Raw genomic sequence first — 14,650 nt, forward strand, 5'->3', positions numbered from 1 at the left:
CGATTATTCCAGAAGCAATTAACTTGACTGTCAGCTTGCGAGGCACGCGCGAGGTCAGAGATAAGTACCAAATTTTCCGTTTGACGGGTCTTTTAGATGCCTTTTCCGAACCGACTTTTTGTAAGGTGATCGAAGGCTATGTGGAGGAAGGCCCTAAGGATGTGATTATTAGCCTCGCTCAGATTGATTTTATCGATAGCTCCGGTTTAGGGGCCCTAGTAAAATTAGTGAAAAAGGCCAAAACCGAAGGGGGCAGTTTACAAATTGTTACCAATCCCCGGGTAACTCAAACCGTAAAACTGGTGCGATTGGAGAAGTTTTTTTCCCTGCAACCCACCCTGGAAGAAGCGATAAAACATCTAGAAAAAGCGTAAATCGTGGAATCTCCTCTCGAAAAACTTCGCTTACAGGTCAGTGGCCAGGGTTCACCAATCCTAGAGGGTCTTGACCGATTATCGCCCGCTTCTCTGGCCTATCTGGGGGATGCTGTTTATGAATTATACATCCGCACCTATTATTTACTGCCGCCCCAGCGTCTGGGGGACTATCACGCTCAGGTGGTAGGCAAAGTCAGGGCCGAACAACAGGCTTTAGATTTAGCACAACTGCAGCCCTATCTGACGGACCAAGAAAAAGAAATTCTGCGCCGGGGACGCAATGCGGTCACGGGAAAACGCCGTCGTCTGACAGCCCAAGTCTATCAGCAGGCCAGCAGTTTAGAAACCCTGTTCGGCTATCTTTATCTACAAGACCCCTCAAGATTACATCAACTATTAGAAAAACTAGAATTATAGCCATCGGGATGACTCCCGACTCCTTTACTATTAATCAACCATGAGCGATCGACCATTTCGTGACAAGTCCGATAATCGTAATTCTCGCCGGCCCTCGCGGCCAAAAACCGGGCCAATTCTGGCTAAATCCCCGGCAGTAACTCCAGAAAACCAAGAAGCTGATGATCTGCTCTACGGTCGCCGGGTGGTTTTAACGGCCATGGAGGAGGAGCGCCAACTAAATCGGATTTGGGTGGTCAATCGACTCCGTTACGATCCCCGTTATCATACCCTTTTGGAAAAAGCCAAGGCCAACGGTACGGTAATTGATGAGGTGGACGATCTGCGTCTCGATCAGATTACCAGTAAAGCCAATCATCAGGGGATTGCGGCCCAGATGTCTCCCTATGAGTATATTGAATTAGCCGATCTGATCGAAAAAGCTAAGGGCAAAAGTCGCCACCCCGTCATCGTCATCGCTGAAGGGATCACGGATCCCCATAACCTGGGGGCAATTATTCGCACCGCTGAAGCTATGGGTTGTCAGGGGGTAGTTATTCCCCAACGTCGCGCCGCCGGGGTGACATCGACGGTGATGAAAGTGGCGGCGGGGGCCCTGGAATATTTACCCGTCGCCAGGGTGGTCAATCTCAATCGTGCTTTAGAGGAATTAAAAGCGGCTGGTTTTTGGCTCTACGGCACGGCGGCAAAAACTGGTAAATCTTTACACACAATCAATTTAACGGGTGCGATAGGATTGGTGGTAGGTTCGGAGGGAGAGGGTTTGAGTCTGTTGACCCAAAAGTCCTGCGATGAGTTGGTATCTATCCCCTTGGCAGGCAAAACCCCCAGTCTCAATGCTTCGGTGGCGGCAGCTATGGCTCTTTACGAGGTTTACCGTCAACGCTGGCAAAATTCCCCGGACTGAGAATCTGTATTTTTCGACACTCCCAATAGCCAAAAGGAGAAAGTATAAATAAAATAGGAAGGAAGTTTGCGAAATGTAAACAAACGTAACAAAACCACCAGAGTAGATTTAGATGGGGAACGAAATGAAAGAATTTTTGATTAGCTTACTCGAAAGGTTCGGATTAGCCTACTGGGTCGAGATTAAAACCGACTATCCCAGATGTACTTATTATTTCGGTCCTTTTCTCGCTAAAGACGAGGCTGAGGTCGCTCAAGCCGGTTACGAAGAAGATTTGAAAACGGAAGGAGCGCAGGGGATTAAATTGCATATAAAACGTTGTAAACCGAAAGATTTAACTATTTTTGAGGAAAAAGAAGAAAGCAAGCTCCTGAATACCCTAAAGGTCTTACGCAGTCAAGTTTCTTAACAATTTTCAGGGATCAGTAATCAGGGATCAGTAATCAGTAATCAGTGAAAAGACAGCATAAGGCTGCTACTTAGGGTCTGCTGAATAAATCTAAAAACCTTGTTGGATAAGACTTTTGGACTTTTTTCCCCTCAAAAAGTGCCAGCCGTTGCGGGGATCGGGGGGAAAATTCAGGTACTTTTTCCCTGAAAATTAGGTAGTTGACCAGCTGAAAATCGATAAAACCCCACACCCCACACCCCACACCCCACACCCTGCCCCCAAGAAAAACTTTTTGCCGCAAACCCTAAATATCAATGGGAGCGATTTAAAAAACAGCTATATTCTGCTTCTGTCAGTCTTCCCGCTTCGTAGAGAGTATCGGTAATTTCTGCTAGGGTTAAAACCGAATAAGGTTGATAACCATGGCTACGAAGTTTATCTTTAACAGGGCCACCATGGTCGATAAAAACCACGATATCATTAACTAATAATCCCGCCGATTTAATTTTTTCTGCCCCTTCGATCGCACTTTTGCCAGAAATTAAAATATCGTCCACCACTACCACAGTTTCCCCCACTTGAAAATTACCTTCAATTACTCTTCTTGTGCCGTGAGCTTTTACTTCTTTGCGGGGGAAAATCATCGGATGATTTAATAATAAAGATAAACCCGTAGCTGTAGGTAAAGAGCCGTAGGGGATACCAGCAATGCGGTCAAATGTCAAGGTTTTTAATATTTCTCCATAGGCTTCAATTACCTGCTGAAAAATATTAGGATTAGAGATAATTTTTCTCAGATCAATATAATAGGAAAAAGTTTCTCCCGATGCTTGCACATAATCGCCAAACATCAAGCAGCCAATATCAAATAATTGTAGAATTAAATCCTGATGAGGATGTTGTTTTAAAAGACAAACGTTAGCAGTCCAAGTCTCATCTTGGCTTGATTCTTGCTGGTGATTTTGTTGAATTTTGTTGACTTCCTCGCGTAAATCCTTGACCTTTGCCCCCAAATCGGGTTGAGATAAAAAGTCTTGGGGTACAGGAATTAATAAACCATCGCCATGACTATTTAAACCCACAGTAATTAACTCGGAGAATTTACTTTTGTCTTCCCAAATACTGCGTAATAAAATCAATCTTTCGGGGGCAAAATTGCGAATCTTTTTCAATATCTCCGGTTGAGTGGTTCCCACTTCTAAAAATACTTGTTCGGGAGTTCCCCAGGTACAAGCTTCTTTGACAACTTGCAGATAAAAAGGATTGTCGCGACTGGGGAATTCTTGCAGATTAATCGCACCTTGATTGGAAGTATGACAGAGGATAAAAGCACCATGCTCGGGGTAAACTAAAAAAGGAGCAACGTGATCCTGTCCGGAGTAGGGATTGAGAGTAACCGCGTCCACCTGCCAAGTTTTAAAGATAGTCTCGGCTAAAATACTGCTAGTATTAATATCGCCGTGTTTAGCATCCAAAATGACCGGGATATGAGGGGGAATTGCCGTTAAAATTCGCTGTAATAATTCTAACCCTGCCGCTCCCAAAGCTTGATAAAAGCCTAAAGTTGGTTTGTAGGCACAGACAAAAGGGGCAGTTTCATCGATAATAAACTTGAGCCACCGTTCCAAATTAACGATTAATTCTCCCGGGGTGGAGGGCATCATTTCAGGGTTAGCATCTAAACCGAGGACAAGTAGAGTCTGGTTTTGATTAATGGCGTGGTTTAACTTTTGAAAAAAATTCATCGGTTTCTAATCTCAGGATTCTGGATTAGTTTCTAATTCTACACTATTTGGTCGAAAAATAGGCTGTAAAATTGTCTGGTGCAGACTTTTTCTGGTGTCAGCGTCAAGAAATTTCTTTTGTAGTGGTTGCCATTCTTGCCATTTTTGGCGACGGATATTTTGGAAAATTTCGAGTAAGGTGGGCATTTCCTTGGCCAGACAATTGGGGAAAATTTGGCTAAGAAAATCCGAGAGAACACAACAATCCTGTATTTCTCCGAGAATACCTTGAAGGTTTTTAATATCCTCTAGATACTCTCGATACTTGTCGCCATAAAAATGAGTGAATAACTCCATATTATAGCGGGAACGCTTGGCTTCTTTACGGAGATCGTGCAGTAATAATCCTTCCTTTTCCAATAAGTCATCAATTTCTTGACTAGAAAACTCTCTTACTTTTTGATCTTCCTCTAAATTTACCCCAACTAACCAACCTTCATGGAGTAAAAAGCGGCTCGCTTGCGGTAATAATAAGTCTGGTAAAACCGTGGCAATATCTAATTTTCCTATCGGTTGATAGGTGGGATTATCCAACCAACGGGCAAAATCTACCTTAAAATTGAGAAATTTGTCGGACTTTAACAGCTTTTCTACCTTAGTAAAAGCCTTCTCCCTTCGGTGTTCGAGAACTTCTAAAACTTTCTTCAGTAAATCCTGTTCTTTCGGGGGTAAAATTGGCTGATAATGACCGATAAAAGCCTCTTTTAACACATCTAAATCCCGCAATTCTCCTAAAATTCTGCCCAGATTACCCACCCGTTTTTGATCGGCAGATTTCGGCATGGTTAAAGCGGGGGCAAAACCGGTTAAGGTACTACGAAGACGGCGCATTCCCACACGAATTTGATGTAATTCTTCCGTATCCTGATCGAGTAAAACCCCAGCTTCGTGTTTAAGAACTTTATGAAAATGTTTATCAATACCGATATAGGCCCAATCGGCCACAGTTTTAGCCCGAGGATTAAATTTGTTAGTCATTTGTCTTTAGGGAGGAAATAATGTCAAGATGATGATAGAATCTTTAAGTAGGGTTTGCTGAAAAAGTTTGTTGGTGGGGTTAGGATTCAGGAGTCAGGATTCAGGAGTCAGGAGTTTCAGGCTTTGTTACCCTCTTCTTTTGTACCAGTTTATGTACTACAAGAAGGATAATGCCAGATTTTTGAAGGTTCCAATCCTATTTTCGCAGCACTAACATCGGATTTTAACAGGTCAAAAGCCTTATTTTAAAAGGGTTTTACCATTATTCAGCAAGCTTTAAGTAAAGACTGGAACTAATAGATCCCATTTATTCTACACAATAGGATGAAGCAGCCGCTTTAAGAGAAGTTTATGGATAGTTTTTGGCTAGATTATGCGGGGGAAATCGCTTTTCGCACCGGAGAGCATCTTTTCTTGACGGGAATAGCCATGGCTATGGGTAGCTTAATCGGGATTCCTCTAGGTATTTTGATTAGTCGTCAAGCTATTCTCGCTCAACCAATTATAGCGATCGTTAACACCCTACAGACTATCCCCAGTTTAGCCCTATTTGGTTTTTTAATTTCCGTGCCTTTTTTGGGAGGAATCGGCAAAATTCCCGCTATTGTTGCCCTAACTCTCTATACTTTACTGCCAATTGTTTTAAATACCTATCTGGGCATCAAAAAAGTTGATCCCGAATTAAAATTAGCCGGGTTATCCCTAGGCATGACCGACGGTCAAATCCTGCGCTATATCGAATTACCCCTGGCCAGGGCGACAATTTTGGCAGGAGTGAGAATTGCCACGGTGATTGCTATCGGTGTGGCTACGATCGCAGCTGCCATCGGTGGCGGTGGTTTGGGAGTGTTTATTTTTCGCGGTATTGCCACGGTCAATAATCAGTTAATTTTGGCGGGAGCAATTCCTGCCGCTTTTTTAGCCCTTGTTGCCGATTGGAGTCTCGGTTGGCTAGAAAAGACCTTTTCCCCTTCGCAACGTCCTACAAAGCCCTCTAAATGGCAATGGGGCTTAGGTTTAATCGGGTTGGCCCTGCTATCTTTCCTCTTGACTCAAATTTTCCATTCATCCCCCGGCACAGTGGTGATCGGTTCCAAAAATTTTACCGAACAGGTGATTTTAGGGGAAATTTTGGCACAGGAGATCGAAAAAGAGACGAATTTACGGGTTGAGCGTCAATTTAATCTCGGTGGTACTCTGATCTGTCATGAAGCGGTGAAAGCGGGTAAAATCGATGGTTATGTGGAGTATTCTGGCACGGCTTTCACGGGAATTTTGCAAGAAAAACCCCTTAACGATGCCCGATTAGTCTCTGAAAAGCTGCAGGAGATTTATCCAGAAAAATTTAATCTAGAAGTGTTTCCCAGTTTAGGATTTGAGAATACTTTCGCCATTGTTATCCGGGGAGAAACCGCCAGTCAATACAATCTTAAAACTCTCTCGCAGGTGGCTAAATATACCCCCAATTGGCAAGCGGGTTTTGGTTATGAATTTTTGGAAAGGGAAGACGGTTATAAGGGATTAGCCAAGACCTATGGGCTAAATTTTGCCCGACCCCCGAAAGTGATGGATTTAGGGTTAATGTACCGCGCTTTAGCCGAAAAACAAGTGGATTTAGTGGCGGGAAATTCCACCGATGGCTTAATTCCCGTGCTAGATTTAGTCATCCTAGAAGATGATCAACGCTATTTTCCTCCCTACGAAGCGGTACCGATTTTTAACCTGGATAGTCTGCGAAAATATCCGCAATTGCGACAGGTTTTAGCCAAACTAACTGGCAAAATTACCTCCACAGCTATGCAGAAATTAAACTATCAGGTGGATGGACGCAATGGCAGGGTGGAGGAAGTGGTTAAAGAATTTCTAGTCTCCCTCTCTTAACCATTTAGTCACTCCCCCGGGTTGGTCGATTAAAGTAATGCCTTGGGCTTTTAATTCTGCGCGAATGCGATCGCTTTCGGCGTAATTTTTCGCTTTTTTCGCCTCTGTCCGTTGTTGGATCAGATTTTCGATATCCGCTGCACTAATTCCCTCAGAAACAGGGGTTTCTCCCTGGTCGGCGGCCATTTCTAGGCCCAAAACCCTAGACAATTTCACCAAAGTATGCCATTTTACCACTAATTGGGCCAGATTGCTGTCTGTCTTACCCGCATGGGTTAAATTATTACCCTCCTTGCGTAATTCCTTAGCGATTTCAAATAACACCGCTAAACCACCTGCAAAGTTAAAATCGTGATTTACCGCCTCTTGAAAGCGATTTTCTAGCTCTTGGTCGGTAATTCCGGGATTATCTTGCTGAAGATGCTTATAACCAAAGGATAAACCCTCTTGTAAAGTATGCCAGCCATTAGTGGCCGCCTGCAATCCCTCATCGGAAAAATCGATCGGTTTGCGGTATTGGGCGCCTAAAATTAATAATCTCACGGCTAAGGGGTCATATTTTGCCAATAAGTCGCGAATAGTGATGAAATTACCGAGGGATTTCGACATTTTTTCCCCGGCCACCTTAACCATGCCATTATGTAACCAATAGTGGGCCAGAGGTTTACCCGTAGCCGCTTCACTTTGGGCGATTTCGTTTTCGTGGTGGGGAAAAATTAGATCACTTCCCCCCACATGAATATCGATAGTTTCTCCCAATTGTTCTTTGACCATGGCCGAACATTCAATATGCCACCCCGGACGACCTTGGCCCCAGGGAGAATCCCAACTAGGTTCCCCCGGTTTTGCCCCCTTCCAGAGGGCAAAATCAAAGGGGTCTTGTTTTTTAATTGCTTCCGGGTCGTCGGTTTCTACCCGGCCGCTGGCCCCGGCTTGCAGATCATCCAGTTTTCGCCCTGATAGTTTGCCATAATCAGAAAAACGACGGACGGAGTAGTAAACATCGCCATCGCTGGGGTAAGCATAGCCTTTTTGTTCTAATTCGTAGACTAGGCGCTTGATACCGTCGAGGGTGTGAGTGGCCCGGGGATAAGCGTCCGCCGGTCTGACTCCTAATTTTGCCATATCCTCAAAGTAGGCCTCGATAAATTTCTCGGCCACGGCTGCCATGGTGGTATGTTCATTTTTAGCCCGATTGAGAATTTTATCGTCAATATCGGTGAAATTCTGAATATAGCGCACTTTATAGCCGAGATACTCTAAATAACGCCGCACCACATCCCAAACCACACAGGTACGCGCATGACCCAAATGGCAATAATCATAGACGGTAATGCCGCAGCAATACATGGAGACAATGCCGGGGATGAGGGGGGTAAAGGGTTCTTCGCGACGACTGAGGGTGTTGTAGAGGATTAAGGTCATGGATGGGGATTTTTTTCTGGGGAAAAAGGCTAGTCCAATTTTATAGCAGTTATCAGTGATCAGTTATCAGTTATCAGTTATCAGTTATCAGTGACCGCTAACCACTTTCCCTGATTTACATACTATATTCTGTGTTTTTTGTCAAGGGGTTTTTCTGGTTTTAGTAAAAATCTGACGGTAAGATTCGAGGAGATAAGCTAAGACGCATTTAAACCGCTTACTCTTAGATTAGCCGAACCGCCCCCAATCCCTTTACTGTTGCCTTTTGCCGTTCGGCTGAGCTCACGGCCGAAGCCTCTTGCCTCTTGCCTCGTCTCAACAAGCAATTTAAATTACGAACAGCTTAGGACTGTTTTGATGAGGACTATTATTGTTGAAATCGATAGAATAACGATAGGGGAAGCTTGATTGTTTGCCTCAACCGACAATTTTTATTGTTAATCAACTTTGACCAGACCATCACCATGAATGAACCACCTAATAGCGCTGGCGATGAAATCCAGTTACCCCGGGGAGAAAGAGTTGACCAGCTAAGAAATCTCATCGAAACCCTACGCATTGCCGATGAAGTGGCCAATCGCGGTTATTTGATTACCAGCGCCGAAGTGGCCGATTTAATGGATATTAATCCAGGGGCCGTTACCAGTCGCGGCGACCATTGGCCGTGGCGAAATTGGGTAATCTCCCGGGTCAGACGCGAGGGAAACCAAATTCTTTGGCAGTTGGAAAAAGTCGATTAGGATTAATTGCAACCATCAGTTAATTTCTCTCTTAACTTTTGTAAATTAGTAATTATCTCGTCATTTTCCCCCAGCAGATGACGCGCAAAACGTCGGGCCAGGGGCGGAGCCGATACAAGTGTACTGGTAAAGCCAGAAAATACCTGCAATCCCAGTTTATCGGCGATCGCTCCCACTAGGGCCCGTCCCGAGGGAGCAAAGGCCACTAGGCAATGATGACAGCTGCCGGGGAGAGAGGCTAAAGAGGGCAGCAATGTCCCCACGGCAGCCCGTATTGCTTTTTCCCCCGCCAGAGGGTTTAAAATCGCGTCTGGATCGGTGATAATGGCGCTAATTTGCCCTAGATAAAGGCTTTGATCCCGGAATTGTACCGCCCCCGTTTCTAAAACACTGGCAATTATTTCTGGGGTTTCTCTCTGCCAAATGCCCTGATTTTCTAGTTGGGTGATTTTTTGCTCTAATACCAATCTGGCAGGAATTGCCGGCATAACTAGGGTGTTTAATTTGATTTCGCTGGGGGGAATTTTGATCCCTTGGGCATGGGTAAAATAGACGGGAGCAGCAATACCAGATTTTTGCAGTAAAGACCGGGTTAATCCCCCCGCACAGACGATAGTTTCCCCGGCAGAATAATTATTTTTAGGAGTTTTTACGCCAGTAATTCTCGATGCAGTTTCAATTAATTCGATGACAGCTTCCCGAATAATCTTGCCTCCCAGACGCAGAAAAGCTTGTTGATAGGCAAGATTAGTTTTTTCGGCGTTAATGTGACCGTGGGGCAGTCGTAAAACTCCCGAAATAGCTGCGGGATTTAATAGAGGTTCTAAAGCGATCGCTGCTTGCGGATCGAGAATTTCGGGGGTAATAGCAAAGATAGCAAATTTTTCGGCCACAGTGACCGGATCATCTTCGGGGTTAACGGTGAGAATTAACTCTATGTCCCGGTATTCGTTATCTATGCCCAATTCCTGCAATAAATTGCGCTGAATTTCTCGACCTTCTTGATATAATTTTCTCTGGATTTCTGTGGTGGCCGACCAATAGGCTAAACCCCCGTAACTGTAGAAAGTGGCGTTGAGGGGATGGGTTTCTTTTTCTAATAAGAGGACTCGACTGCCTAGGTTAGCTAGTTCATAACTTAAGGCGGAACCGGTGATACCACCACCGATAATTATATAATCATAAGTTGTGGTCATAATTGGGCTAATTTTTCCTCGATTAATCTATTCTATCATTATACTGGCTCAGTTCCCTGGTTCTGATTTGATCAATAATTGCTATAATTACAGAAAAAGTTCAAAGGGGGATCGGATAACTATGCAACAGTTAGAAACTAGGGGGATAACTGACCGATGGATTAGAGGTAGTTGGGAAGAATACTTAGAAGCAATTAACCACCTCCCAGAGAATCAAGGAAAAAGTTATTATTACAATGGCTATTATCGATTAGAAATGACTCCTATTGGTAACGATCATGCCAGCGATCATGCTATTTTGATCTTCGCTGTTAGTCTCTATGCTACCCTAAAAAATCTGGCCTTTAATGCCAAGGATAATTGCAGTTTTCGCAAGTCTGGTTATCGAGAAGTCCAACCGGATATATCTTATTATTTTGCAGAGAAAGCTAATCTGATTCCCTACGGTACTTCGCTGATTGATTTAAATCAGTATCCTCCACCAGATTTAGTCATTGAAATCTCAAAATCTACCCTTAATGATGACTTAGGTAATAAACGCTTACTTTATGAAGAATTAGGAGTTAGTGAATATTGGAGTGTTAAGGTAGATGCTCCCCAAATATTCGCTTTTGAAATAATCGATCGAGGTAGCAAAAGAATTGATATATCAAAGGTTTTACCTAATTTAAAACTTGCGGTTTTAGAGTCAGCTTTACAACAGGCGCGCAGCCAGGATCAAAGTCAGGTAGGACGTTGGTTAATCAGTCAATTTCAAGGTTAAATCCTGCTGTTTTTTTGCAGCAGCTTTCTCCAATAAAGACTCGGCAAAAGCGAGGGCATCTGCTGCCGAATTTCCTCCCGTTAATTGTGCCAATTCTTCCCTTCTCGTCTGACGATTATCGAGAGAAGTAACCCGGACAACCGTGCGAATGTCCGAGAGATTAGTGGGATTATCTTCGGCAATCATTTGTTTATAAACTCGAAAATGGTGATCAGCTAAAGCAGCCACTAAGGGTTGATGGGTAACGCATAAAACTTGATATTGTTGACCTAATTGATCTAATTTATCGGCAATTGCCTGGGCAACTTTTCCCGATACTCCCGCATCGATTTCGTCAAAAATTAGGGTGGCTGCTGCCGATTGGGATTGGGAAAAACAGGACTTTAACGCTAGGAGAAAACGACTCATTTCTCCTCCGGAAGCGGTACTGGATAAAGGTTGGATTTTTTCTCCCGGATTGGGACTAAAATAAAATCCCACTTGATCGACTCCCAGACTGCTAGGATTACCCGGAGCAATCCGACACACAAAAATCACCTTTTCCATGGCTAAAGGTTTTAATTCCTGTACCAATTGTTTTTCTAGTTGACTAGCGGTTTCTTGTCGCAAAAAGGTTAACTGGGTGCTAGTTTCTCGATAGATGTTTTCCTGTTGCTGACAAATTTTTTCTAATTCCTCAATCGATTGTCCTTCTCCCGTCAACTCCGCTAATTCCTGCTGTAATTTCTGATAATAATCGAGTGCTTCGGCTAAACTTGGGCCATACTTGCGACAAATGCGCTTAAGTTGGACGATTCTCTCTTCTATCTCGTTCAATCTCTCGGGATCTGCCTCTAGACTATCCCCATAAACGTTGATTTCCTGTCCCGCTTCCACCACCTGATTTAATGCCGATCGCACCATCTCTAAAATTGGCTCTAAACTGCTATCATAAACCATCATATTTGTCAAGATATTTTCAGCTTTTCCTAACAAATCAGCGACGGCCGGTTGATCGCGATCGTTTTGGTAGAGGAGTTGATAGACTTGATAGCTGCAATTTTGCAAATCGACAGCGTGGGAGAGTCGGTTTCTTTCCTGTTCCAACTGTTCCAACTCGTCAGCGTCAGTTAAATTAGCTGATTCTAGTTCTTTTAGTTGATATTCTAATAAATCTAATCTCTGTAGGCGATTTTGTTCCGATTGCAACCTATTGTTTAAACTATTCTTGCTTTCTTGCCAGTTAACGTAGGCTGTGGCTACCTTTTCCCGCTGCCGCAGCAGCGATTCACCCCCGTAGAGATCTAATAATTCCCTCTGTCGATTAGCGTCCATTAACTGAACTGTTTGACCTTGGGCGGTGATTTCTACCAAAAAATCTCTTATTTGCGCCATTTGTTGGCGATTAGCGACGACTCCGTTAATGCGAGAACGAGAACGCAAGGAATTATTAGTAATCACTAATTCCCGGCTGATGGTCAGACTATTATCCTCTAATGGGTCAATTTCCTGACTTTCTAGCCAAGCAATTAATTCTGGAGTTAGAGAAAAAGTCGCTTCTAGGGTTGATTGTTGGCTTCCCTGACGGATGACGCGATGATTGACTTTACCACCGAGAACAATATCGATCGCATCTAATATAATCGATTTTCCTGCCCCCGTCTCACCGGTCAGTACATTTAATCCGCTGCCGAAAGTTAATTCTAAGCGATCGATGAGGGTAAAATTTTCAATTTGTAGGCAGGATAACATATATCAGTAATCAGTAATCGGTAATCAGTTGGTATTCTCATTATCCTTCAGCATTCCCTAATTTTCCCCGAAACGGTAGCCTTTCCCATAGACAGTATTAATTAGAGGTGTTTCTCCAGCCGCTTCGATTTTACGACGCAGCAAGCGCATCAGGGCAGGAACTACATTACTATTAGGTTGCTCTCCTTCTGACCAGAGATGCTGATAAATTTGTTCATGGGTGAGAAGTTGCCCCGGATGGGTCATAAATAAAGTTAACAATTGTACTTCTTTTGCTGATAAACTAATCGTACGACCGTGACGATAGGCCACTTGATTTTCGCTATCGAGTTCCAAATCAGCACATTTTAATTTACTGCTATTACTAGCTTCAAAATTGGGAGAACGACGTAATAAAGCGCGGACTCTCGCTAATAATTCTCGCAGTTGAAAGGGTTTGACTAAATAATCATCGGCACCGGCATCTAATCCCGCCACTCGATCATCTATGGTATCCTTAGCGGTTAGAAATAAAACGGGAGTGGTGTCCCCCTGATCCCGTAAATGTTGACAGATTTGTAATCCCGATTGCTGGGGTAACATCCAATCGAGAATTAAGAGGTCATAATTATTCTCTCGTGCCAATTCTAACCCCGTCCGACCATTATCAGCAATATCAACTTCATAGCCTTCTCGATCAAGAATTTGTTCTAAGGGTTCGGTTAATTCTTTTTCATCATCAACGATAAGTATTTTCATAAAAGTAAAAAAGATGGTGTCGGGTGTTGGGGTTTTGGGGTTTTGGGTTTTTTTAGTTGAATCTCCCCATTTCCCCATATCCCCATTTCTCCTAATTATCGATCTTTGGGTAATAAATTGCGCCATTCGAGAGGGATATAACTTTCAATAAATCTAGCCAGGGTTGGGTAATGACGCTGATACAAAACTCCCATATAGATAATACCAAGTCCAAGGACGGTTAGGGCAAAGGGAAAGAAAATTGAATCGGCAAAGATACGATAGGAGAGATAGGAAAGATAGGCAAATACTCCGACACCTCCAAAAACCACAAATAATCTTCTTTTTAGCAGGACTGATAATAACATCAATCCCAAGTTAATTAGACAGTACAAAAATCGTTGCGCTTCATTATCATCGATTAGGAGAGATAGACTAAACCAAAACATAATTAATCCGAATAGGTATAGCCAAAAAGCAAAATCTCCCAGACTGCGACGCTGACGTACATCAATTAAATAGGCCGTTATTAAACAGGCAATTCCAAACCAAAAGGATACCCACAGTCGTCCTCTCCATGTATATTCTTCCTCTCCAAATAGTAAAGGGGTTAAGTCCATTGACATATACCACAGACTAAAAGCGATCGGTGCAGTTAAGAAAGGAAATTTAACAAATCGCAAAGTTATTAATCCTGCGATAATCGTGCCTAATTCCATTAAAAACCAACTGCCTTTAGTCCAGGTATAGAAATCTGGATAAATGGCCATATTTCCTGCTTGCCAGTATCCTGTCCAGCGTTGTAAACCATAGATTGCTAAGGGAGTCATTGCCACTGCCATGGTAAATAAAAGGCCGCCGGGGATTTTGAGATTTTGCTGAAAATAGAGATTTTTACCTGTGAAAATAAAACAAATTGCATAAAACAGGGCGATAAAAAATAGTCCTGCACCACCGAAACTCTCCCAAGCTTCGTTCATAAACCACCCCAGGGCAGAGATAACAATTAATGCACCAAAATAATAGGCCACATTAGCAAAATTAAAGCGAGGGCGATTAACTTCATCTTCCTGGGGATAACGGGACAAAAAAGCCGTCCATAAATTTTCAGCTTGGCTGGCAGTAATTAGGTTTTGTTGTACTGCCCAATCAAAATCTTCTTTTTCTAGTCTCATAACATTCTCTAGTCCTTAAGCTAAGATGTATTTTAACCGCTTATCCTAAGGATAAGGGAATAGGGCATAGGCGCAGATGTTAAATCCTGTAGTAAAACTTAACATTTACCGATTGCAACATCCGAAATCTGCAAAATAGAGTATAACTCAATCTAGATTAACTATTAT

The 14,650-nt window shown here is 43.2% G+C and carries 15 protein-coding genes; 7 read left to right on the forward strand and 8 right to left on the reverse strand.

The window, feature by feature from the left end; translation table 11 throughout:
- Positions 1–23 precede the first annotated feature (23 nt).
- The 4 genes from N0824_RS16245 to N0824_RS16260 all read left to right on the forward strand — a co-directional run bounded on the left by N0824_RS16245 (position 24) and on the right by N0824_RS16260 (position 2,110).
- Complete coding sequence (locus N0824_RS16245) at positions 24–374, forward strand: STAS domain-containing protein (protein ID WP_046661916.1); 351 nt, start codon at positions 24–26, stop codon at positions 372–374.
- Positions 375–377: 3 nt separating this feature from the next.
- On the forward strand, positions 378–794 hold the full coding sequence (locus tag N0824_RS16250) for a Mini-ribonuclease 3 (RefSeq protein ID WP_002734315.1): 417 nt from the start codon (positions 378–380) through the stop codon (positions 792–794).
- A 40-nt stretch (positions 795–834) separates the two neighbouring features.
- Positions 835–1,701, forward strand: coding sequence for a 23S rRNA (guanosine(2251)-2'-O)-methyltransferase RlmB (rlmB, locus tag N0824_RS16255; RefSeq protein ID WP_108937503.1), 867 nt, complete (start codon positions 835–837; stop codon positions 1,699–1,701).
- A gap of 112 nt (positions 1,702–1,813) precedes the next feature.
- Positions 1,814–2,110, forward strand: a complete 297-nt coding sequence (locus tag N0824_RS16260; RefSeq protein ID WP_002768846.1) for a DUF1816 domain-containing protein — start codon at positions 1,814–1,816, stop codon at positions 2,108–2,110.
- Positions 2,111–2,180: 70 nt separating this feature from the next.
- On the opposite strand, the gene N0824_RS21770 is transcribed toward N0824_RS16260, so the two are convergent.
- From N0824_RS21770 to N0824_RS16270, 3 genes are read right to left on the reverse strand one after another with little or no spacing between them, the layout of a single operon-like run.
- Positions 2,181–2,363 carry a hypothetical protein gene (locus N0824_RS21770; RefSeq protein ID WP_306438775.1) on the reverse strand — a complete coding sequence of 61 codons (183 nt, stop codon included), beginning with the start codon at positions 2,361–2,363 and terminating at the stop codon, positions 2,181–2,183.
- Between the two features lie 40 nt (positions 2,364–2,403).
- Entirely contained in the window at positions 2,404–3,837 is a 1,434-nt protein-coding gene (locus N0824_RS16265) for a bifunctional orotidine-5'-phosphate decarboxylase/orotate phosphoribosyltransferase (protein ID WP_108937504.1), read from the reverse strand.
- Between the two features lie 12 nt (positions 3,838–3,849).
- A complete protein-coding gene (locus N0824_RS16270; RefSeq protein ID WP_108937505.1) occupies positions 3,850–4,854 on the reverse strand; it encodes a CHAD domain-containing protein in 1,005 nt (334 codons plus the stop codon).
- Between the two features lie 351 nt (positions 4,855–5,205).
- Between N0824_RS16270 and N0824_RS16275 the strand changes: the two genes are divergently transcribed.
- Positions 5,206–6,735 carry a glycine betaine ABC transporter substrate-binding protein gene (locus tag N0824_RS16275; RefSeq protein ID WP_108937506.1) on the forward strand — a complete coding sequence of 510 codons (1,530 nt, stop codon included), beginning with the start codon at positions 5,206–5,208 and terminating at the stop codon, positions 6,733–6,735.
- Here N0824_RS16275 and cysS read toward each other — a convergent pair.
- The gene (gene cysS, locus N0824_RS16280) at positions 6,718–8,160 is read right to left on the reverse strand and encodes a cysteine--tRNA ligase (RefSeq protein WP_108937507.1); all 1,443 of its coding nucleotides are present in this window, start codon (positions 8,158–8,160) and stop codon (positions 6,718–6,720) included. The two genes, N0824_RS16275 and cysS, sit on opposite strands and share 18 nt — an antisense overlap.
- A gap of 464 nt (positions 8,161–8,624) precedes the next feature.
- Between cysS and N0824_RS16285 the strand changes: the two genes are divergently transcribed.
- Complete coding sequence (locus N0824_RS16285; RefSeq protein WP_002768833.1) at positions 8,625–8,900, forward strand: hypothetical protein; 276 nt, start codon at positions 8,625–8,627, stop codon at positions 8,898–8,900.
- A gap of 2 nt (positions 8,901–8,902) precedes the next feature.
- Here N0824_RS16285 and N0824_RS16290 read toward each other — a convergent pair whose 3' ends face one another.
- Positions 8,903–10,096, reverse strand: a complete 1,194-nt coding sequence (locus N0824_RS16290) for an FAD-binding oxidoreductase (protein ID WP_108937508.1) — start codon at positions 10,094–10,096, stop codon at positions 8,903–8,905.
- Positions 10,097–10,217: 121 nt separating this feature from the next.
- On the opposite strand from N0824_RS16290, the gene N0824_RS16295 reads away from it, so the two are divergent.
- Positions 10,218–10,859 (forward strand): Uma2 family endonuclease, encoded by a 642-nt coding sequence (locus N0824_RS16295; RefSeq protein WP_108937509.1) that lies wholly within the window; start codon positions 10,218–10,220, stop codon positions 10,857–10,859.
- Here the strand turns inward: N0824_RS16295 and recN are convergent.
- The 3 genes from recN to N0824_RS16310 form a co-directional block, all read right to left on the reverse strand.
- Complete coding sequence (recN, locus tag N0824_RS16300; RefSeq protein ID WP_108937510.1) at positions 10,836–12,590, reverse strand: DNA repair protein RecN; 1,755 nt, start codon at positions 12,588–12,590, stop codon at positions 10,836–10,838. The two genes, N0824_RS16295 and recN, sit on opposite strands and share 24 nt — an antisense overlap.
- A 57-nt stretch (positions 12,591–12,647) precedes the next feature.
- Positions 12,648–13,328 (reverse strand): two-component system response regulator RppA, encoded by a 681-nt coding sequence (gene rppA / locus N0824_RS16305; RefSeq protein ID WP_108937511.1) that lies wholly within the window; start codon positions 13,326–13,328, stop codon positions 12,648–12,650.
- A gap of 95 nt (positions 13,329–13,423) precedes the next feature.
- On the reverse strand, positions 13,424–14,482 hold the full coding sequence (locus tag N0824_RS16310; RefSeq protein ID WP_108937512.1) for a DUF2157 domain-containing protein: 1,059 nt from the start codon (positions 14,480–14,482) through the stop codon (positions 13,424–13,426).
- Positions 14,483–14,650: the final 168 nt, after the last annotated feature.

Source organism: Microcystis sp. 0824, from assembly GCF_003112475.1.
Lineage (GTDB): Bacteria > Cyanobacteriota > Cyanobacteriia > Cyanobacteriales > Microcystaceae > Microcystis > Microcystis aeruginosa_C.

Coding starts and splice junctions, on each gene's coding strand:
- rlmB (WP_108937503.1), top strand. CDS start 835: ATGAGCGATCGACCATTTCGTGACAAGTCCGATAATCGTAATTCTCGC.
- N0824_RS16260 (WP_002768846.1), top strand. CDS start 1,814: ATGGGGAACGAAATGAAAGAATTTTTGATTAGCTTACTCGAAAGGTTC.
- N0824_RS16265 (WP_108937504.1), bottom strand. CDS start 3,837: ATGAATTTTTTTCAAAAGTTAAACCACGCCATTAATCAAAACCAGACT.
- N0824_RS16270 (WP_108937505.1), bottom strand. CDS start 4,854: ATGACTAACAAATTTAATCCTCGGGCTAAAACTGTGGCCGATTGGGCC.
- N0824_RS16275 (WP_108937506.1), top strand. CDS start 5,206: ATGGATAGTTTTTGGCTAGATTATGCGGGGGAAATCGCTTTTCGCACC.
- cysS (WP_108937507.1), bottom strand. CDS start 8,160: ATGACCTTAATCCTCTACAACACCCTCAGTCGTCGCGAAGAACCCTTT.
- N0824_RS16285 (WP_002768833.1), top strand. CDS start 8,625: ATGAATGAACCACCTAATAGCGCTGGCGATGAAATCCAGTTACCCCGG.
- N0824_RS16290 (WP_108937508.1), bottom strand. CDS start 10,096: ATGACCACAACTTATGATTATATAATTATCGGTGGTGGTATCACCGGT.
- N0824_RS16295 (WP_108937509.1), top strand. CDS start 10,218: ATGCAACAGTTAGAAACTAGGGGGATAACTGACCGATGGATTAGAGGT.
- recN (WP_108937510.1), bottom strand. CDS start 12,590: ATGTTATCCTGCCTACAAATTGAAAATTTTACCCTCATCGATCGCTTA.
- rppA (WP_108937511.1), bottom strand. CDS start 13,328: ATGAAAATACTTATCGTTGATGATGAAAAAGAATTAACCGAACCCTTA.
- N0824_RS16310 (WP_108937512.1), bottom strand. CDS start 14,482: ATGAGACTAGAAAAAGAAGATTTTGATTGGGCAGTACAACAAAACCTA.